General features: G+C 42.2%; 16 protein-coding genes. 10 read left to right on the top strand and 6 right to left on the bottom strand.

Annotation, left to right across the window (positions count from 1 at the left end):
* Positions 1-69: 69 nt before the first annotated feature.
* Complete coding sequence (locus K339_RS0107220; RefSeq protein ID WP_028523010.1) at positions 70-957, top strand: YicC/YloC family endoribonuclease; 888 nt, start codon at positions 70-72, stop codon at positions 955-957.
* Positions 958-1,076: 119 nt separating this feature from the next.
* Here the strand turns inward: K339_RS0107220 and K339_RS0107215 are convergent, their stop codons facing one another.
* On the bottom strand, positions 1,077-2,240 hold the full coding sequence (locus K339_RS0107215) for an aminotransferase class V-fold PLP-dependent enzyme (RefSeq protein WP_028523009.1): 1,164 nt from the start codon (positions 2,238-2,240) through the stop codon (positions 1,077-1,079).
* Between the two features lie 153 nt (positions 2,241-2,393).
* Between K339_RS0107215 and K339_RS0107205 the strand changes: the two genes are divergently transcribed.
* Genes K339_RS0107205 through K339_RS0107185 form a run of 5 tightly spaced genes read left to right on the top strand, consistent with a single transcriptional unit; the run spans position 2,394 to position 6,023 of the window.
* Positions 2,394-3,275: a cell division protein FtsX gene (locus K339_RS0107205; RefSeq protein ID WP_028523008.1), complete on the top strand. Its 882-nt coding sequence runs from the start codon at positions 2,394-2,396 to the stop codon at positions 3,273-3,275.
* Positions 3,276-3,305: 30 nt separating this feature from the next.
* A complete protein-coding gene (locus K339_RS0107200) occupies positions 3,306-3,506 on the top strand; it encodes a DUF3098 domain-containing protein (protein WP_028523007.1) in 201 nt (66 codons plus the stop codon).
* Positions 3,507-3,542: 36 nt separating this feature from the next.
* Complete coding sequence (locus tag K339_RS0107195) at positions 3,543-4,337, top strand: undecaprenyl-diphosphate phosphatase (RefSeq protein ID WP_028523006.1); 795 nt, start codon at positions 3,543-3,545, stop codon at positions 4,335-4,337.
* A 34-nt stretch (positions 4,338-4,371) separates the two neighbouring features.
* Positions 4,372-5,070, top strand: coding sequence for a tRNA pseudouridine(55) synthase TruB (gene truB / locus K339_RS0107190; protein WP_028523005.1), 699 nt, complete (start codon positions 4,372-4,374; stop codon positions 5,068-5,070).
* 23 nt (positions 5,071-5,093) lie between these two features.
* Positions 5,094-6,023 (top strand): bifunctional riboflavin kinase/FAD synthetase, encoded by a 930-nt coding sequence (locus K339_RS0107185; RefSeq protein WP_028523004.1) that lies wholly within the window; start codon positions 5,094-5,096, stop codon positions 6,021-6,023.
* 59 nt (positions 6,024-6,082) lie between these two features.
* Here K339_RS0107185 and K339_RS0107180 read toward each other — a convergent pair whose 3' ends face one another.
* The 3 genes from K339_RS0107180 to K339_RS0107170 form a co-directional block, all read right to left on the bottom strand.
* Positions 6,083-7,507, bottom strand: a complete 1,425-nt coding sequence (locus K339_RS0107180) for an alanine/glycine:cation symporter family protein (protein ID WP_028523003.1) — start codon at positions 7,505-7,507, stop codon at positions 6,083-6,085.
* A gap of 96 nt (positions 7,508-7,603) precedes the next feature.
* Complete coding sequence (locus tag K339_RS0107175) at positions 7,604-8,401, bottom strand: queuosine precursor transporter (RefSeq protein WP_028523002.1); 798 nt, start codon at positions 8,399-8,401, stop codon at positions 7,604-7,606.
* 86 nt (positions 8,402-8,487) lie between these two features.
* Positions 8,488-10,488 carry a thioredoxin domain-containing protein gene (locus tag K339_RS0107170; protein WP_028523001.1) on the bottom strand — a complete coding sequence of 667 codons (2,001 nt, stop codon included), beginning with the start codon at positions 10,486-10,488 and terminating at the stop codon, positions 8,488-8,490.
* A gap of 141 nt (positions 10,489-10,629) precedes the next feature.
* Between K339_RS0107170 and K339_RS0107165 the strand changes: the two genes are divergently transcribed.
* Positions 10,630-12,858, top strand: a complete 2,229-nt coding sequence (locus tag K339_RS0107165; RefSeq protein ID WP_028523000.1) for a heavy metal translocating P-type ATPase — start codon at positions 10,630-10,632, stop codon at positions 12,856-12,858.
* 3 nt (positions 12,859-12,861) lie between these two features.
* Positions 12,862-13,071: a heavy-metal-associated domain-containing protein gene (locus K339_RS0107160; RefSeq protein WP_028522999.1), complete on the top strand. Its 210-nt coding sequence runs from the start codon at positions 12,862-12,864 to the stop codon at positions 13,069-13,071.
* Between the two features lie 275 nt (positions 13,072-13,346).
* Here K339_RS0107160 and leuS read toward each other — a convergent pair whose 3' ends face one another.
* Positions 13,347-16,148, bottom strand: coding sequence for a leucine--tRNA ligase (gene leuS / locus K339_RS0107155; RefSeq protein ID WP_028522998.1), 2,802 nt, complete (start codon positions 16,146-16,148; stop codon positions 13,347-13,349).
* Between the two features lie 183 nt (positions 16,149-16,331).
* Here leuS and K339_RS0107150 point away from each other — a divergent pair, with 183 nt between their 5' ends.
* Entirely contained in the window at positions 16,332-16,919 is a 588-nt protein-coding gene (locus tag K339_RS0107150; protein ID WP_028522997.1) for a Uma2 family endonuclease, read from the top strand.
* Positions 16,920-16,983: 64 nt separating this feature from the next.
* Positions 16,984-17,748 carry a 3-deoxy-manno-octulosonate cytidylyltransferase gene (kdsB, locus tag K339_RS0107145; protein WP_028522996.1) on the top strand — a complete coding sequence of 255 codons (765 nt, stop codon included), beginning with the start codon at positions 16,984-16,986 and terminating at the stop codon, positions 17,746-17,748.
* A 29-nt stretch (positions 17,749-17,777) separates the two neighbouring features.
* On the opposite strand, the gene K339_RS0107140 is transcribed toward kdsB, so the two are convergent.
* Positions 17,778-20,582: a tetratricopeptide repeat protein gene (locus K339_RS0107140; protein ID WP_028522995.1), complete on the bottom strand. Its 2,805-nt coding sequence runs from the start codon at positions 20,580-20,582 to the stop codon at positions 17,778-17,780.
* Between the last annotated feature and the right edge of the window lie 125 nt (positions 20,583-20,707).

The following is a 20,707-nucleotide window of genomic DNA, read 5'->3' as shown; positions in this document are numbered from 1 at the left end:
TTAGCGAATAAAAAGGCGGCCAAGGCCATTTTCAAATTAGCTAATTCCCAAATTTTCAAATTAAATAAGATGCTCAAATCAATGACGGGCTTTGGGAAAGCCACCATCGAATCTGATACGCTTTCGGTTACTGCCGAAGTCAAATCATTGAATTCTAAGTTTTTGGATATATTTTGTCGCATTCCAAGAAATTATTCGGAGCGTGAAATCGAAATCCGCAACCTCATTACGCAGTCGTTGGAACGCGGTAAGGTGGAGTTCACCATGACAGTCACTCCCATTGGCGACAACAGCGCAGGAACGGTTGTCAACCGGGCATTGGTTAAAGCTTATTTTAAAGATTTGCACCAAACGGCCGAAGAACTTGGCTTTGCCCCAACGCCTACTGAATTATTGCGGATGGCGCTTCAAATGCCCAATGTCTATTTGGCTGACGCCCCTACCGAAGACCAGCAAGCGGCTGAAAGTATCCAAATCCAACAAGCAGCGCTCGAAGCACTTAAAAAATGTAACGAATTCCGCCAACAGGAAGGACGTGCATTGGCAAAAGTTTTTCGCACTTCCATTCAAAAAATTGCTGACTTGCTTTTAGATGTAGAAGAACTTGATAAAACGCGTATTCCTTCGGTTCGGGAAAGACTACGGAAAAACGTCCGTGATTTGATTCAAGACGAAGCGTTTGACGAAAACCGTTTTGAGCAGGAATTGGTCTATTTTATCGAAAAATTTGACATTTCGGAAGAGAAAGTACGCCTCAAAAACCACCTTTCCTACTTTATCGAAACCATGGAAAGCCGCGAAAGCAACGGCAAAAAATTAAACTTCATTGCCCAAGAAATTGGTCGTGAAATCAATACCATTGGTTCAAAAGCCAACGATTCTTCCATTCAGCACGTAGTGGTTCAGATGAAGGATGAATTGGAAAAAATCAAGGAGCAAACGGCGAATATTATCTAGTTGTTAGACCAGTTGCTAGACCTTCCAAGTTTTGAAAACTTGGAAGGTCTCCCGAACGGCAAACATTATCTAGTTATCGTTCACCTTCCCGAAAGTTTTGAACTTTCGGGAAGGTTTCTTTACCTCAACGTACCGCGAAGCGCCGCCACCAAAGCCGCCATGTCCTCCTCCGTATTATACAAATGAGGCGATACCCGAATCCCCTGCCCTCGGGCGGCTACAATCACTTTTCGAGCTGCCAACGCCTGTTGCACTTTCATCACATCAATTCCCGCAGGTAGTCGCAGTCCCATCAAATGGTGCGCTCTTTCGGCCTCGGGTTCAAACAATACCCCCAACTCCTCCAGTGCAGGCGTTGAGGTTTGCCATAGCGATTGGCAGTGCGCTTGAATACGCTCGGTTGTCCATTCCAATTTTTCCCTAAGGGCTACTTCCAGCATCGGCATTTGTATAAAGTGTGAATGTTCGCCCACATTATAACGAAATGCCTTGGGGCGGTATTCGTCTTGGTAATCCGTCAGTTGGTTGAATAAATTGCTCTGCTGTCGGGCCATCCACGTTTCTTCCAGAGGCACACCCTCGTCAAAAAATTCCCCAAAATACGCCAATCCCATCGAATAGGGGCCCATCAGCCACTTGTAAGCTACTGCAATCAGGGCATCTGGTTTTACGGCTTGCACATCAAACGCCAACGCACCCAACGACTGCGTGGCATCAATCGCCAAAAGCGCCCCAAACGATTTTGCTTTTTGGGAAATAGAGACCAAATCAAACTTTATTCCGTATTGCCAATGTACCTGTGGCACAATAACCAAGGCGGTTTGTTCAGAAATAGTTGCCAAAATTTGTTCGTTCCACACTTGTCCCACCTTCCCAACATTGGGCATTGGGATTGTTTTTATGACCAATCCTAACTCCTCGCAGACGCGTTGCCAAGGATAGACATCACTCGGAAATTCGTCTCCCACGAGTAAAATGTGTTGACCAGCCCGCAGCCCTTTCTTTCGGTGTAGGTTTCTGGCAACGATGCCCATTCCGTACGAAACTGACGGGATGATGGCAATCCGTTCGCGGTCTTGGGCATTAACAAGTTGAGAAAAAAGTGCTCTGACTCCCCATACTCCTTCAAAAAAATCATCGGGTCGGATTTGATGAATGGATGGTGTAAAAGTGGAAATAGCGTCGATGCCCGCTTGTTCTACCGCTTTAGAAAAAGGGCCACGAGTGGCGCAGTTGATGAAGTGAACGTCGGGCGGTAAGTTGAATTGAAGTGAAGGTAACATCTAGGTTCAAAATGGTTTTGCCAAATTAAACCAAAATTTGGTTAAAATTCTTTAAAAAAGCCTCACTCGCTTTCTTCCTTGGTTCGTTATCGAAATAAATAGCTATTTTTGCGACGTTCCGTTCAATAAACACAAACCGTACTGTCATTAAGTATGCCTTTAAAAAAGAAAAAAGTCGGTAGCTATCCAAACGCAATGATCATCGCCAGTTTGACGGCGGCGTTGTTTTTGATTGGTTTTTGCGGGTTATTGGTAATGCAGTCCAAAAAGCTCATTTCCATCATCAAACAAAACATCGAAGTAAGGGTAATGCTCGACAAAGGTTTGGATTCAAATCAAGTAACGAAGGTCTATAAAAGCATCGTTGCTCGGCCATTTGTGCTTTCGATAGATGGCAAACCACAAGTTACTTTTTTCTCCAAAGACGAGGCGGCCAAGGAATTTATCGCTGACACCAAAGAAGATTTTTCTACGTTACTAGGCGACAATCCGCTGCACGACAGTTATCGTGTACGTTTACAAGAAGATTATTTTGAGGACACCAAGCTCAAACAAATCAAGGCCGAGCTTGAAAAAAATGATGGCGTTTTTGAAGTTGTTTACCAAGAAAATTTGGCAGACCAAATCAACAAAAACCTCACCAAAATTTATTTGATTCTGGCCACGTTTGCCATCATCATGCTCGTTATCATCATCTTGCTCATGAATAACACCATTCGCTTGGCGCTCTATTCTCAGCGATTTTTGATACGGAGTATGCAATTGGTAGGTGCTACAAACGGCTTTATTCAGCGCCCATTTCTGAAAAACGGTGCTGTTCAAGGGCTCATCAGCGGGTTGATTGCCGCAGGTTTAATCGTAGCACTTCAGCAACTTGCCCTTCACCAAATCGAAGGACTTCATCTGCTTCAAGAATATGACAAACTTAGTTTTTTGCTCGCTGGGGTTATCATTTTGGGCGCTTTGATTGGCACAGCAAGCACTTTCCAAGCATTGGCCCGTTATTTGCGCATGGCCTTGGATGATTTATACTAAACTACCACATTTGATTTTAAATAACATAACATGAAAAAGAACGCATTACCTTTTGGAAAGAATAACCTCACACTCATGATTGTGGGCATCGTCCTTGTATTAGGTGGTTTTGTCCTGATGAGTATGGACTCTGCCGAATTTGGTTTTGGAACGCTTGGACTTACCGTAGGCCCACTCGTGGTCGTGTCTGGCTTTATTGTCGAGTTTTTTGCCATTTTACGTAAGCCCTAATCGGCTTTTTATCTCGTCTTTATTACCATTTAGTAAATGAACCTTCTTCACGTACTTATTTTAGCCATCATTGAGGGCATCACCGAATATTTACCTATTTCATCCACTGGCCACATGATTTTAGGCTCCTCTTTCATGGGGATTGCTTCGGATCCTTTCGTGAAATTTTTCACAGTGGCTATTCAATTAGGTGCTATTTTGTCGGTTGTAGTTTTGTATTTCAAGCGTTTTTTTAAAAGCATTGACTTCTACATCAAACTATTCATTGCCTTCATTCCAAGTGCCATTTTTGGGATTTTATTTAGCGATGCCATCGATGCCCTGCTCGAAAGCCCGCTCGGAGTAGCCATTTCGTTGCTGGTCGGCGGTATCATTCTTTTGTTTGTTGACAAATGGTTTACCAAAGCTTATATTGTTGATACCGACGAAGTTGACTACCTAACTGCCCTCAAAATTGGTTTTTTCCAATGTATCGCTATGGTTCCTGGCGTATCTCGTTCGGGAGCAACGATTGTAGGTGGGATGTCGCAACGACTCTCTCGCAAAGCCGCCGCCGAATTTTCGTTTTTCTTGGCGGTTCCTACCATGTTTGCCGCCACCGCCAAAAAGGCGTACGATTATTATAAATTGGGCTTCGTCCTCAATGAAGAACAAATCAAACTTTTGGCCATCGGAAACGTAGTGGCGTTTATTGTCGCCATGTTGGCCATCAAATTCTTTATTGATTTTCTGACCAAATACGGCTTCCGTTTGTTTGGTTGGTACCGCATTATTGTAGGCGGAATTATCCTAGCTTTGCTTTTGGCAGGATATAACTTACAAATAGTTTAAACACTGGTTGCTATTTGCACCTTTCATTTCGTACATGACAGACATTACACCCACCTCTCCCGAAGAAGGAGAGGTAATCTTATTAAATAAGCCCCTGACGTGGACATCATTCGATGCCGTCAACAAAATCAAAAAATCGTGTCAGGTCAAAAAAATTGGCCATGCAGGTACCCTCGACCCCCTCGCCACAGGTTTGTTGATTCTTTGCACTGGCAAAAAAACCAAGGAAATCGACTCGTACCAAGGAGCCGAAAAAGAGTACACGGGAAAAATGGTGCTTGGGAAAACCACCCCTTCGATTGACCTTGAAACGGCTTTTGATGCTGAATACCCCACTGACCATATTACACACGAAGCCTTAATGAAAGCGGTTCAGCAACTTACGGGTACCATTGAGCAGTTTCCCCCTATTTATTCGGCCGTAAAAATAGGGGGCGAACGCCTTTACAAAAAAGCCCGCCGAGGCGAAGCCGTCGAAATAAAGCCCCGTACGGTGACGGTGTCACTTTTTGAGATAGATGACTCTCATTTTCCTGAGATATACTTCCGAGTTGTGTGTTCTAAAGGCACTTACATACGCAGTTTGGTGCGAGATGTGGGGATATTGGTCGAATCGGGCGCCTACATGAGCGAACTATGCCGAACCCGAATCGGCAAATTTTGGTTAAAAGATGCAGAAGAGATTGAAGGATACGTTGCTCGAAAAAGAGCCGAATTAGGTCTTTCATCATAACAAGTTCAGTTAAGACGTAGTTAATGCAAGTTTACCACGATATAGCAGATTTTCGTCCGTTGAGTAACGCCGTTGTGACCAGCGGGACGTTTGATGGTGTTCATTTGGGGCACCAAAAAATTCTGAGTCGCCTTCGTGAAGCTGCCCAAGCCTCGGGTGGCGAAACGGTGGTGATTACCTTTTGGCCCCATCCTCGCATGGTGGTTTCTAACGACAGCCAAAACCTTCGGTTGCTTTCCACGATTGACGAAAAGATTGAATTGCTTCGTCAAAATGGGGTTCAGCACCTCGTAGTCGTTCCTTTTACCCGCGAATTTAGCGAGCTAACGTCCGATGAATTTATTCAACAAATTTTGATTGACACCATCGGTACCAAAAAATTGGTCATTGGCTATGACCATCATTTTGGAAAAAATCGAGAGGGAAGCTTTGAGTATTTACAAAAAAATGCCCACCGATTTGGCTTTGAAATTGAAGAAATTCCGCGCCAAGAAATTGACCATTTAACGGTAAGTTCCACCAAAATTCGGCAATCACTGGTGGAAGGAAACACCTCGGTGGCCAACGAGCTTCTTGGGCGTATCTACACTTTTACGGGCGTGATTGTGAAAGGCCGCCAACTGGGGCGTACGATTGGTTACCCAACGGCCAACGTACAAGTGCTTGAATCCTACAAGCTGATTCCTGCGGATGGCGTTTATGTCGTTCGGGTACATGTGCGTGGTCAATGGCTCAAGGGCGTTATGAGCATTGGATTTCGGCCCACCGTCAACGGTATTGGCCGAACCCAAGAGGTGTATATCTTTGATTTTCAGGAGAATATTTACGGGGAAAAGATGACCGTTGAGAACGTTGCGTTCATCCGTCCTGAGTTAAAATTTGATGGTCTTGAAGCGCTCAAAAAAGCCATCGACGACGACTGTACGGCTGCTTTAGCCATTTTAGAAGCCTAAAAAAAGTGGTTGCGGGATTAACTCCACAACCACCTTTTCATCATTTCACCAGTACTTTTCTATCCTTCCCATTCGTCGGTATTTTCGATGCCCAACTTCTTAGGATGGAACACAGGGTCAAGCCCTGCTTTACGTTGTTCTTCGTAATCTTTAAATGCTTTGAATGCTGGTTTTCGTAGCAAGAAAATGGCGATAATGTTCAACCAAGCCATCACTCCTACCCCAATATCTCCGATTGTCCAAGCCAACGCTGCCGTTTTGATAGAACCGTAAAAAGTAGCGGCCATGATCATCACCCGTAGCGCTTGTACTAGCCACTTGTTATTGCTATTTGATAAAAGGTAACTCAAATTTGTTTCAGCAATGTAGTAATACGCCATGATAGTCGTAAAGGCAAAAAATAGCAGCGCAATGGCTACAAAGCCACTACCTAACGACGGAAAATGCGTGTTGATAGCCGCTTGGGTAAATTCTGAACCAATGGCAAGACCAGGTACATTTTCGACAATAAACCCTCCTGCTGGGTTGACAACGTTGTACTGTCCCGTAAAAAGAACCATTAAGGCAGTAGCAGTACAGACAAACAAAGTATCGACATATACTGAAAAAGCCTGCACCAATCCTTGTTTTACAGGGTGGCTGGTTTCGGCAGCGGCCGCAGCGTGCGGAGCCGTTCCTTGGCCTGCTTCATTGGAGTAAATACCACGTTTTACCCCCCACGAAACGGCCATGCCAAAAATTCCCGCAAAGGCTGGCTCGATGTCGAAAGCCGAACGAATGATTAGACCAAGTACGGCGGGTACTTGGGTAATATTTAGGGCGATAACGACCAAGGCCATCAAGATATAAGCGCCCGCCATAAATGGCACCACCACTTCTGCCACTTGGCCGATGCGTTTGACCCCCCCAAAAATAATCAGTGCCAACAGAGCTGTCACCGCTGCTCCCGTTATTTCCACAGGAATATCAAAAGCAGATTTTGCGCTAAGTGCAATGCTATTACTCTGAACACCAGGCAAAAACAGCGCGGTACTCAAAATGGTAGCCCCCGCAAAAAGCAAGGCGTACCAGCGCATTCCGAGTCCTTTTTCGATGTAAAAAGCAGGCCCTCCACGGTATTGGCCATCTTGAACTTGCTTGTAGATTTGGCCTAAGGTTGCTTCAATAAAGGCCGAAGCAGCGCCCAAAAACGCGATGGCCCACATCCAAAATACGGCTCCTGGGCCTCCCATCGCGATGGCCGTAGCCACCCCTGCGATGTTTCCAGTCCCTACTCTACCCGAAATGGCAATCGCAAAAGCTTGAAACGAAGTCACACCCTTGTCAGAGGTTTTTCCTCCAAAAAGCAGTGTTACCATTTCTCGAACGTATCGAACTTGCAAAAAACGGGTAGTAACCGAAAAGTAAATGCCCGCACCTAAACAAAGTAAGATGAGGGCATTACTCCAAATAATGTCATTGATGAACGTAACAATGGATTCCATGTAGAGTTTTGTCTTATGAATAAAATAGGGATTTTCGGCTAAGTTACCACTTTTTCGCTATACATTCCTTCATTTTACTCATTGACTACCTCTGTTTTACATGGGGGTGAAACTCGATGCAGCAGCTTCGTTGGCCAACTGATGGGCATTCTCTTTTCCTAAATACTGATCAATTAAATAATGGGCGCCGTATAATACAGGCGTTGTCAAAAGTGCGATACAGCCTTTATAGATGTAATTGATAGTCCCTACTTGGAGGATTTGGGTCACGGACCAATTTCCAAAAAGATAGAAAGCAATAAAAATCACAACGAAGCTATCAACAAGCTGTGAGAAAAGGGTAGAGCCCGTTGCCCGCAGCCAAATGTATCTTCCTCCCGTACGACGCCGTAACCAAGAAAAAACCGTCACATCCAGCACCTGACCAATAAGAAACGCAACAATAGACCCCAACATAATGCCCAACCCTTGGCGGAATATTTGGTTGAATGCTCCGTCGATATTCATGGCGTTTCCGTGGCTATCTTGGCTGTTTACTTCTAACCAAAACTGGGCAGGTGGAAGCGACGTAGTTGCATAAATCACAATGTACATGTAGGCAATGAATCCTGCCGTAAGGTACGATATACGTCTCACACCTTTTTTTCCAAAATACTCATTAATAATGTCAGAAGTGATAAAAACGATGGGCCAATTCACGACTCCTGCCGACATGTTAAAATCGAGTTTTGTGCCAAAAATGTCAAGTTGAGCGGGGCTTGTCCCCAACAATGTCTCTACTGAAAAAATCTTTACTCCAATAATCTCGGCAATGAGTGCATTGGTTAAAAATAATCCACATAAAAACAGGAATAAAAACTGTTTTTTCTGCTCGAACGTGTTTGAAGTGGGCATGTCAAGAACGAATTTTGGGTTTACAGTTTGGGGTTGTGAGTTTTTATTTTGGAGCGCGCCCTTAGCCAATTTACTTCTTGGCCCATTTAAACACCAACCGCTAGTTGCTGTAGGGCTTCTGCCACAGAATGAACAGGTAATTGACACGTTTTGTTAAAACAAACATATACCGTTGTGGTATCAGTCGAAGACAACCGTCCTTCCAAAAGTGGTAAGTCTGAGGTAGTTTTGGCACCAACAATAATTTTATTTGGCCAAAAAGTTGTCTCCATTTCTTTTCTGAACGCGTCAATTTCAGGCCCTACCAATACTACTTCGGCGGTAGGTTGCGCCCGCATCACGTACAGTGCCGCCCAGTTTGTCACCCATTGCACATCGGTCATCATCGAACGTTTCAATTTTGACAACATCCAATCGGCCAATTCAATATACTCATCATAGCTCACAAGCATCCCCAAAGTATATAGATTATGCGCCATTAGTGAGTTAGAGGCAGGAATAACATTGTCAAAAATTTCCTTTTTACGGGCAATCAAGTCGTCAGATGAGCTATCTGTAAAGTAAAAAAGTTCGTCTTCTTCGTCGTACAAATGTTCGATCGTATAAGCAGTCAATTTGAGGGCTTCGTCGAGCCATTCTTCCTCAAACGTAATTTGGTACACCCCAATGTAGGCATCAATCACTGAGGCATAATCTTCCAAAAATCCAACGATTGTGGCTTTCCCTGCTTTATAACTGTGCCAAAGGCGGTGATTTTCGTTGGTCATTTTTGTTTTGAGAAAGTTCGCATTTTGCAACGCCAATTCTCTAAACTGTTCATCCCCAAAGGCACGATACGCATCCGTCAACCCCTTCAATGTCAAGCCATTCCACGAAGCCAGAATTTTATCGTCCAATCCAGGACGCACCCGTTTTTCTCGAACTTCAAAAAGTTTGTCCAACGCTGTTCGGTACTTTTCAGTAAAAACTAGGTTCCAATCTGCCTGAGGAGTCAAATGCAAATGATTGTAACCATGCTCCCAGTTTCCTGCGGCGCGAGTGGAATATAATTTTGAAAACCATTCAAAATCGTCACCTAATATTGATTGCAATTCTGCCTGCGTCCATATATAAAACTTTCCTTCTACGCCCTCACTATCAGCATCTAAGGCTGAATAAAACCCACCGTCAGGACTTAGCATTTCCCGACGCAGCCAGTCAACAGTTTCATACACCCGACGTTTGTACAACTCATTTTTGGTCAACGTATAAGCTTCCGAATACATACTCAAAAGTTGTCCATTGTCGTAGAGCATTTTTTCAAAGTGAGGAATAAACCAGTCTTCATCTACCGAATACCGAGCCCATCCGCCACCTACGTGGTCGTAGATACCTCCCAGCGCAATCCGATTTAGGCTTAACTCAATTTGGCGCAATGCTTCGGGGTTTTGCGAAAGGGCATAATACCGCAATAAAAACTTATAAATAGAAGGCATCGGGAATTTGGGAGCACGCTCCATCCCTCCTTTTTCCAAGTCAAAACTTTGTTTGATATGCTCAAACATTTCATCCAAATCCTCCTGACGAAATTCCGTCGTTGAACCGTCCAAATGGTATTTATTGGACTCTTTCATTAGCATATTTTCAACAAAACCTGCTGCCGATTTTTCCAATTCATCCCGATGATTCAGAAAAGCATTTTGCACGCTATTGAGTAGGTTTACCCAATTCCGTGGTGCCATGTAAGTCATACCGTAAAATGGCTTGGCCTCGGGCGTCAAAAATACGTTCAACGGCCAGCCACCTCTCCCACCCATGGCATGAAGGGCATCCATATATATCGAGTCCACATCGGGGCGTTCTTCACGGTCCACTTTTATGCAAACATAGCCTGCGTTCATAACCGCCGCAACTTGTTCATTTTCAAAACTTTCCCGTTCCATTACGTGACACCAATGGCAAGCCGAATAACCAATACTTACAATGATGGGTTTGTCTTCGGTACGGGCTTTGGTAAGGGCTTCTTCTCCCCAAGGATACCATTCTACTGGGTTGTGAGCGTGTTGAAGCAAATAAGGCGATGTTTCTTCGATGAGGCGGTTTGGCATAAAATGTTCTTTTAAATGGTAAAGACCAACGATAATACAAAAGTTTCCAGACTGACGAAAATCCTGTAATCCTTTTTGAAAATCGTGTAACTAGCTTCCCGATTTAAGCCACTACTTTTGTAACGACAAATCAATAGCGCAATGGAAACCGAGCTTAAAACTGATGATCAACAACTTTTGGTACCCGTCACGGGGATGACCTGTGCGGCTTGTGCCGTGAGTGTTGAAAATATACTCAAAAAACAAGAAGGTGTGCTGGAATGTGCGGTCAATTTTGCCAATGAATCAGTCAGCATTTCTTTTGACAACACCCAAACCAATCCTGAGGCTCTAAAACACGCCCTTCAAGCGGTAGGATATGATTTATTGCTCCATCCTGAAAACGCCCAAGCACAACAAGCTGAACAAAAAGTGAATCAGCTACTTACGCTTCAAAAACGTCTATTTTGGGCAGCCATACTGACCTTCCCTGTCGTGGTATTGGGCATGTTTTTTATGGAACTTCCTTACGTCAACTGGGTTATGTTGGCACTGACAACGCCCGTGTTGGCTATTTTTGGTCGTGATTTTTTTATTCATGCGTGGAAACAGGCCAAATATGGTCAGGCCAATATGGATACGCTGGTGGCATTAAGTACGGGAATCGCCTTTTTATTTAGCCTTTTCAATACCGTCTATCCCGAATTTTGGCACCACCGTGGACTTCATCCGCACGTATATTATGAAGCATCAGCGGTGGTTATTGTGTTTATTATGGTAGGCAAATGGTTGGAAGAAAAAGCCAAAGCCAACACCTCAACTGCCATCCAAAAATTGATGGGATTACAGCCGCGAACGGTTTGGATTATTGACAATGGGGAAGAAAAAGAAATTGAAATTTCAGCAGTACGGGTAGGCGACCGAATTGTGGTAAAACCTGGCGATAAAATTGCGGTCGATGGGAAAGTGCTTTCGGGTACTTCGTACATCGATGAAAGTATGATTTCGGGAGAACCTGTCCCCGTTGAAAAAAACAAAGGCAGTAAAGTGTTTGCAGGAACGGTTAATCAACAAGGGAGTTTTCGTTTTTTGGCCGAAAAAGTGGGAGATACTACGCTTTTGGCCCAAATCATTCGGATGGTTCAACAAGCCCAAGGCAGCAAAGCTCCCATTCAACAACTAGCTGACAAGATTGCAACAGTATTTGTACCCATCGTCATGGCCATTTCAGTGCTGACGTTTGTGATTTGGGCGAGTTTTGGCGGAGAAAATGCCCTCACCCAAGGACTGTTAGCCGCCGTAACTGTCCTCGTCATTGCTTGTCCCTGTGCGCTGGGTTTGGCTACACCCACTGCCATCATGGTAGGAGTCGGGAAAGGAGCAGAAAACGGCATTTTAATCAAAGATGCCCAAAGCCTTGAGTTGGCACACCGTATCAACGCGGTTGTACTAGATAAAACAGGCACAATCACCGAAGGCAAACCGACGGTAACCGATACTTACTGGGCTTCCAGCGAACCCGCGTTCAAATCCATTGCCTTGGCACTAGAAAGCCAATCGTCGCACCCTTTGGCCGCACCCATTGTGCAAACTCTCAAAGTCGATGGTGCCAAAAGTGTTCCGATGTTACAATTTGAAAATGTGGCTGGAAAGGGCGTCAAGGCTTTATTTGAAGGAAATGAATACGTGATTGGAAGCGTATCTTGGATAGAGGAACGCGGGTTATCTTTGGCCAATTTTCCAATTAATTCCTGGCAAGAATCGGCCAAAACAGTGGTGGTTTTTGCCAATAACACCGAAGTTTTGGCGGCGTGGGCCATCACAGACCCCGTCAAACCCACCTCAGCGCAGGCCGTTGCTGACCTTCAACGTGAAGGAGTAGAAGTATATATGCTGACGGGTGACAACGCATTTACGGCCCAAAAAGTAGCCCAAGAAGTTGGAATTAGCCACTTTAAAGGACACGTACTTCCAGCAGACAAAGCTGCTTTTGTTGAACAACTTCAGCAAGCAGGAAAAATCGTTGCGATGGTCGGCGACGGCATCAATGATTCTCATGCCTTAGCCCAAGCCGACGTAAGTATTGCAATGGGGAAAGGTTCCGACATTGCCATGGATGTTGCGAAAATGACGCTTATTTCCAGCGATTTACAAAAAATCCCCCAAGCCATCCGACTGTCAAAATGGACAGTGGCGGCCATTCGCCAAAACCTTTTTTGGGCATTTATTTACAACCTCATTGGAATTCCACTGGCAGCAGGAGTGTTGTATCCGATAAACGGCTTTTTACTTAACCCCATGATTGCGGGGGCGGCGATGGCACTCAGCTCAGTGTCGGTAGTAGCAAATAGCCTTAGACTTAAATGGAAAAATTTCATCTACAATTCATAAAATATGGAAACATTACAATTCAAAACCAACATCAACTGCGGAGGCTGCATTGCCAAAGTGACGCCGTTCTTAAATCAAGTCGAAGAAATTGAAGATTGGCGCGTTGATACCGCTAACCCCGATAAAATTTTGACCATCAACGGCGAAGAGTTATCGAGCGAAATTATTCTCGAAACGATTGAAAAAGCTGGATTCACGGCAGTACAAGTCTAGCCTTGCTGTTTTACACTTCTAGTTACACTAGAAGTGTAAAAACGTTATTTGTAGCTTTATTATAAACTTTTCAAAATGGCTCGTACACTTATTAGCTTTGATGTCACTACTGCTCGAATCGAAGGCGAACAGCAAGCGCGGATAGACATGGTAATTATTCCACGGGTTTGTTTCTTTTCCTCTGACAGTGGGGCGAATGTAAGGCCAAAGCAAACTCAGTGAGTGCTTAAAGTAGCCCTTCCAAGGTTTTGAACCTTGGAAGGGCTTTCTATTTCCTACAATACTACGTTTACAATCCGTTTCGGAACCACTACCACCTTCTTAGGGGCTTTTCCTTCCAACCATTTTTGAACGGTATCGTTGGCCAATACACTTTGTTCGATGTCTTCTTTTGACATATCGACTGGGAAAGCGAGGTTGGCACGAACTTTACCATTGATTTGGATAGGATACTCAAACGAGCTTTCTACCAAATAACTAGGCTCAAATACTGGGAAAGGAGCCGTCGTAAGTGTACCCGCTTCGTTGCCCAATGCTGTCCAAAGTTCTTCGGTAATGTGCGGCGCATACGGCGACAACAAAATAACCATTTCTTTCAAAATCGCTTTTTTGTGGCACTTCAAATCGCTCAATTCGTTGACCCCAATCATGAAGGTCGAAACAACGGTATTGAACGAATAACGCTCAATGTCTTCCTCCACGCGCTTGATGGTACGGTGCAACACCTTCAATTCGTCGGCTGTAGGCTCGGCATCTACTAATTTCGATTTGCCCGTTTGATCCTCAAAAAACAACCGCCAAAACTTGCGCAAGAAGTTCGACGTTCCGCTGATGCCGTTGGTGTTCCAAGGTTTAGCATCCGTCAGTGGCCCCAAGAACATTTCGTACATCCGCAAGGTATCAGCACCATATTTGTCAACAATAGTATCAGGGTTTACGACGTTGTACTTCGATTTTGACATTTTCTCTACCTCCCAACCGCAGATGTATTTACCATCTTCCAAGATAAACTCTGCATTGGCAAAGTCTTCTCGCCAGTTTTTGAAGGCTTGGGTATCCAAAACATCATTTTCTACCATATTGACATCAACGTGCAATTTGGTCGTCTCATACTGGTCTTTCAAGCCATAACTTACAAAAACTGGATGAGTTACAGTTCCCCCATTGGGGGCTAGGGGGCTTTTAACTCGATACACAAAGTTGCTTCGTCCCTGAATCATGCCTTGGTTCACCAACTTAGCGGCAAATTCTTCGTGAGGAACTAAGCCTAAGTCTTTCAAGAATTTATTCCAAAAACGACTGTACAACAAGTGTCCCGTAGCGTGTTCAGAGCCGCCTAGGTAGAAATCAATCCGTTGCCAGTAGTCGATGGCTTCCTTGGAAGCAAATGCCTCATTGTTTTGAGGATCCATGTAGCGGTACCAATACCACGACGAGCCCGCCCAACCTGGCATCGTGCTCAATTCGTAATCGTATTCTCCTTTGTATTTCCAACCTTCGGCGCGACCTAATGGCGGTTCACCTGTTTCGGTGGGCAAGTATTTGTCAATTTTAGGTAATGCTAACGGTAAATCAGCCTCATCAATCAAGTACGGCACGCCATCTTTGAAATAAGCAGGCACGGGCTCTCCCCAATAGCGCTGACGGCTAAACACCGCATTACGCAAACGGTATTGAACTTTCCCTTTGCCCAATTTACGTTCTTCCAACCACTTGATAAGGGTTTCGGTTGCCTCTTGGTACGTCATTCCGTTGATAATACCCGAATTGATGTAATGCCCTTCTTTGGTATTATCGGCTTGTTGATCGGTATCTTTTTGGGAATCCAAAATTGGAATAATTGGCAAATTAAAATGCGTAGCAAAGTTCCAATCACGCTGATCGCCCGAAGGTACGCCCATAACGGCACCTGTACCGTAGCCCGCCAATACGTAGTCGGCCAAGTAAATTGGTACTTTTTCTCCGTTGAATGGGTTAATGCAATAACTTCCCGTAAATACCCCAGAGACTTTTTTCTCGGCCATACGATCTACCTCGCTGCGGCTCGCTGCCCACTTAATGTAAGCTTCTACATCCGACTTTTGGTTAGTAGTGGTAAGTTCAGCTGCCCACTCGTGCTCAGGGGCTAACACCATGAAACTCACCCCGTAGATAGTATCGACGCGGGTGGTAAATACTTCAATCAATTTATCTTGACCGTCAACAGCAAACTTTACGGAAGCTCCTTGTGAGCGGCCAATCCAGTTGCGTTGTTGCTCTTTCAATGGCTCTGGCCAGTCGATTGTATCCAAACCACTCAACAAACGGTCGGCATACGCAGTGATACGCATCGACCACTGTTTCATCAACTTACGCTCCACAGGAAATCCACCACGCTCCGATACGCCGTCTTTCACTTCGTCGTTTGAAAGTACCGTTCCCAAGCCTGGGCACCAGTTCACAAACGACTCTTCGGGGAACGTGAAGCGGTATTTCAACAACACCAATTGTTGTTCTTTTTCGCTCATGGCGTTCCACTCTTCTGCGCTAAACTCAGCCACGTCTTCATCACAAACGGCATTCACCGCTGCCGACCCACCTTGCGCAAATTGTTCAACCAAATGACTGATTGGCAATGCTTTGTCGGCCGTACGGTCGTAGTAGTGGTTAAACAACTGCATGAAAATCCACTGCGTCCACTTATAATAGTTAGGATCAGATGTACGAATTTCACGACTCCAATCGTAGCTAAAACCAATGTTTTTAAGCTGCGAAATAAACGTATTGATATTTTGCTCGGTCGTAATGGCTGGGTGTTGACCCGTTTGGATCGCGTACTGCTCCGCTGGCAAACCAAAACTATCAAAGCCCATTGGGTGTAAAACATTAAACCCTTTGAGTCTTTTATAGCGCGAAATAATGTCAGAAGCAATGTAGCCCAGCGGGTGGCCTACGTGTAACCCCGCTCCCGAAGGATACGGAAACATGTCGAGCACATAATATTTAGGCTTACTTGGGTCGATTTCGGTCTTGTAAGTTTGGTTTTCTTCCCAAAACTTCTGCCATTTTTTTTCAATTTCGCGGTGATTGTATTCCATTTTTTTCTGTTATCAGTATATCAGTTATCCGTTATTTGGCGATTGATGATAGCTTCAACGAATGACTATGAACAATTCAACAGATAACGGTTACAAAATAGGCCGCAAAATTACAGGTTTTTGATGACTTTTGGGGTTTGGGACTGAAATTGTTATTTTTGGTAAAAAAACGCAATTAGAATTATGGTTGCCTTGAATGAATATGTATTGAAGTTGCCTGACGAAATTCGTTGGGATGATGCCGCGTTTTTGGCCTTTTGCCGCATGAACGACGAACTCAATATCGAAAGAGACGCCCAAGGAAACATTATTGTTATGTCACCTACCAATACGTTATCAGGATTTTACGAGAATAAATTGCTTTTTGTTCTTGAGCTGTGGAATCATACCGCAAAGCTAGGATACACCTTTAGCTCCTCCGCAGGCTTTACATTCAAAGACGGCTCGATGCGCGCGCCAGATGCGTCATTTATCCTCAAAGAACGGTTCGACGCCTTGCCCGATAGTGAAAAAAATCAGTTTGCACACATTGCTCCTGATTTTGTGGCGGAGCTCCGTTCTAAAACAGATAGCCTAAAAAAACTACAGCTTAAAATGGAATCGTACATTGAGAATGGTGTCCGATTGGGCTGGCTTATCGACCTTGCGGGCAAAGAAGTATGGGTATATCGACAAAACGGGACGATTTCACGCGTAGCTTTTACTGCCCCAAAAATCTCTGGCGAGGATGTATTATTGGATTTTGAGCTAGATTTGAGCGTTTTTGAGTAATTTTTGACCAAAAACATTGTTAATTTTCGACAGAATACTTTTTAAAACACAAAATAGTTAATTAATGATTATAGGAATTATCCCTTCCCGTTACGCTTCAACGCGCTTCCCTGGAAAACCCCTCGCTGATATTTTAGGAAAAACTATGATTCAGCGTGTATATGAGCAGGCCTCGCAAGCAAAATGCCTTTCTAAAGTAATAGTAGCTACTGAAGACAAAAGAATAGTTGACCACGTAGAATCGTTTGGTGGTCAGGCTATTATGACAAGTACAAACCATTTTAGTGGCACAGAAAGATGTTTTGAGGCTTACGAATTAATAAAAAAATCTGAATTAGAATTGACAGATTCTCAGCAGGTATATATAATTAATATACAAGGGGATGAGCCTTTTTTAGTTGCTGAACAAGTGGATGAATTAGGGGCTATTTTGGATGGAAAAGTAGAAATTGCTTCCCAAATTATTCCTTGTAGTGACAATGCTATTTTGTTTGATGAAAGGGAAGCGAAAGTCATAGTAAATACTAATCAGGAAGCTATTTATTTTAGTCGTCATGTGCTACCATATTTCAAAGGAATTCCTCAAGAAGAATGGTACAAACACCATACCTATTATCGACAAGTAGGCATGTATGCTTATCGTGCTGACATTTTAGAAAAAATCACTCAGCTTCCTGTGTCAGATTTAGAAATTGCTGAATCATTAGAACAATTGCGTTGGGTACAGAATGGTTATAAAATTAAAATGGCACTCACTAAATATGAAAGTCATTGTATAGATACAATAGAAGATATTGGCATGATTTTAAATATGCTTGGCTTACATTGAGCCAAGCATATTTAATTTTAATAGACGTTTTATTCTGCAAGTTTATTAAGTTCTTCTCGCCTGGGATATTGTATATCTTGAATCATCATGAGGGCATTTTTAGCAACTTCTTTTGATTTCTCTTTATCAAGATTCTTTAAATAATCAGAATAATCTACCAGTCCGCTTACTGAACAACAATCTACATCATAATACCTATTCCGTTCCTTATACATCATTCCTTCTAGTTGAGCCCAGAGCTCAGAATAGGCTTTAGAAGCTACTTCTGCTTGTCCTTCCCTAACAGCTAATCTAAGTCGTACGGTTTTTTCGATAACCTGATATTTTTCATCTACATCTATTAAAGTAGATTCGTACTTTCTTACTTTTTTAATAAGACCCTCTTGAGTAAAATTAGCTGGTAGGGAGCCTGTTATTTTTTCTTTATCCCATCCATAAATTAATTGATAGTAGGCCGTGTAAGTATAACGACGTTGTTCTCCTACTTTTTCAAAAAATTCGAAAGCTTCTTCATGCGTCTTTTCTTGATCTCCATATCGACCGAGTAAGCCAAGAATTGCACCATGTATCATCTTGCTAACATTCACATAAAAGATTTTATTGTCTTTGTATTTTTCTTTCTCAGTATGAGAAACTTCTTTGTCATTATCTTTAAGTTTTATACTTTCTTCTGTTACTTGATAAGCTTTCATAAAAAAGCTATCCGCTTTTTTATAATCTTCTTCTTTTTCTCTCCCCCATGTCCAGTAAAGAGAACCAAAGTTGTGGTAAATGCCTGATAGTTTATCTTTAAATGAGTTATCTAAGGCTATTCTTTGGGCTTCTTCTAATTCTTTTTCGCACTCTTCAAAGCGACATTGACGCTGATATATTTTATTGATTACATCATTTTTAACTTCTACAATCATTTTATAAATAGCTTCTTTTTCATAGAAATCAAGAGCTTTTTTTGCCCTTTCTTCAGCTTTTCTAAATCCAGTCTTTCCTTCTAAAAATAAAACGTTTGCTAACTTTTTATTAAGCTCAGCCTCTCTTGGAGAACCTTCATTTTCGATAATTTCTAATGCTTTTTCATAGTTGGATTTTGCATTACTATTGTCTCCAATTTTAAAATTAATATCGCCTGCAGTGGAAAACAATTGAAAAGCCTGCTCTTTTGCTTGATTATTCATTTTATTGATAATGGTTAATTCAGCGTTTTTAGCCAAGTGATTTACTTGTAATGATATATCTAATTGTTTTGTAGAACTTAAAAAAAATATTACTTTTTCGTAATCAGACTGAATAGTATTGTGTTCTTTTGAAATCAATAGTACACATTCTTGCACAAACCTATGCATAGAAGATAAATCATCTATCAAGTCTGAAATTAGAGAAAAGTTATATAATTTCAAAACTAAGTCTTCAAATTGCCATCTATTATTTACTCCAAACCAAGTATTGAAAAGTGATTGATTTTCAATATATAATTCCATATAAGGGACTTTGTCAGGGGTAAGATAAGACAAAAGCCGTAGCAAAGATTGTAATTTAATTCGGTTCTCTTCAGTAGCATGAATGTTATTATATGAAATTTTAATAGCTTTTAATAATGATACTTTTTCTGAAGCATAATCATATTGTTTTGCCTTGTCTTTAGAATCAAGTATTTCTGATTTGTCATTTATCCAATAATTGTAGAAATAGCTAAAAGGCTTTTTTGTATCAATTAAAAAACTTTTAGCAATAGAAGAAATCAAGGGAAGTCCTTCCAAAATTTTCAATTGCTCCCTGTCATTAATAATAATTTTATAATCTGTGTTATATTCTAAGTATGACTGTATTTTTTCTTCATTCCAAGGTGGAATTTCATCGACACAATTCGGAGATAAAAAATGCTTCCAACGACGATTTCGACTCGTAATTAAGATCCGTTGCTTACTATCTGTATTATTACCTGCAAAAGAAATATATTTTTTAAAACCTTCTAAATCTTCTATTGTATCTGCAGCGTTTTCAAAAATGAGTAGGAAAGATTTACCCTCTAGAAGTTGATTTTTTAAGAGACTAAGCACATCATCTGTTTTTTCTGGAATGAAGTACCTCTGATCACCCGTCTGAATATTGCCCTTCTCAATTTCATGGTCTCTAAATTTTTTAGCGAATAATCTTAAGGACTCTCCAATGGCATCTTCTGAAGCATTAATCAATCCTATAACATAGTAATAGCGCATACTTTCTATTGCTATCTTCTTTGCTAAGTAAGATTTACCTTGCCCGGGTGCGCCAATAAGACAAAAAACTTGATTATGATTTATTTTATTTAATATTTTACGAATAAAGCGATTATCGTTATTATAAAATTGATTTTCGAATCCTGTCGTAATGATATTTGTAAAAGGCTCTTGTCCAAGAGGTAAAGGCTCGGCATCGCTGACTGAATTAATAATTCTAAGAATGGCACTTTCTACAGCCTTTTTTATTTTGCTTTTATCGTCTATTTGTAAAATATTTTTTGGGATTGGTTCTTTGTTCTTAAAATCTTTCCAGTCTTCATAATAATAAGGCAGAGAATCATCTCTAAATAAAGCTTTGCAAAACCTATCTAACAAACCTTCGCTAGATTCTCTTCCAACAGCTTTGCGCATAGTGTCAGCTAGTTGATCTGCAAAACTATTTTCATCTTTATTCGACGGTTGTTTGCCCCAAGCATATCCTGTTTTTTTATTCACTTCTATAGCCTTTTTTTTGAAGTCACCTTTGGTTGGATTTGTTCCAACTACATAGCTTTCGGTTAAAGCATGTTGCACTAATGCATTAAAAAGGCATGTATGATAAAAATGGTAATTGCTCATTTTTTTGTACAATAATGATAAACTAGGACAAGTAAGGACAAAAAATAAAAACAAAGGACAGGAAAGGACAAAAAAGGACAAACTGCATATTTTTCTGGATTTTTAAACTTATGAAATTTGTAGAA

The organism is Runella limosa DSM 17973, assembly GCF_000482465.1.
Classification (GTDB): Bacteria; Bacteroidota; Bacteroidia; order Cytophagales; family Spirosomataceae; genus Runella; species Runella limosa.
Note: the sequence above shows the minus strand (reverse complement) of the source record. Positions and strands in the feature narration are given on the sequence as shown.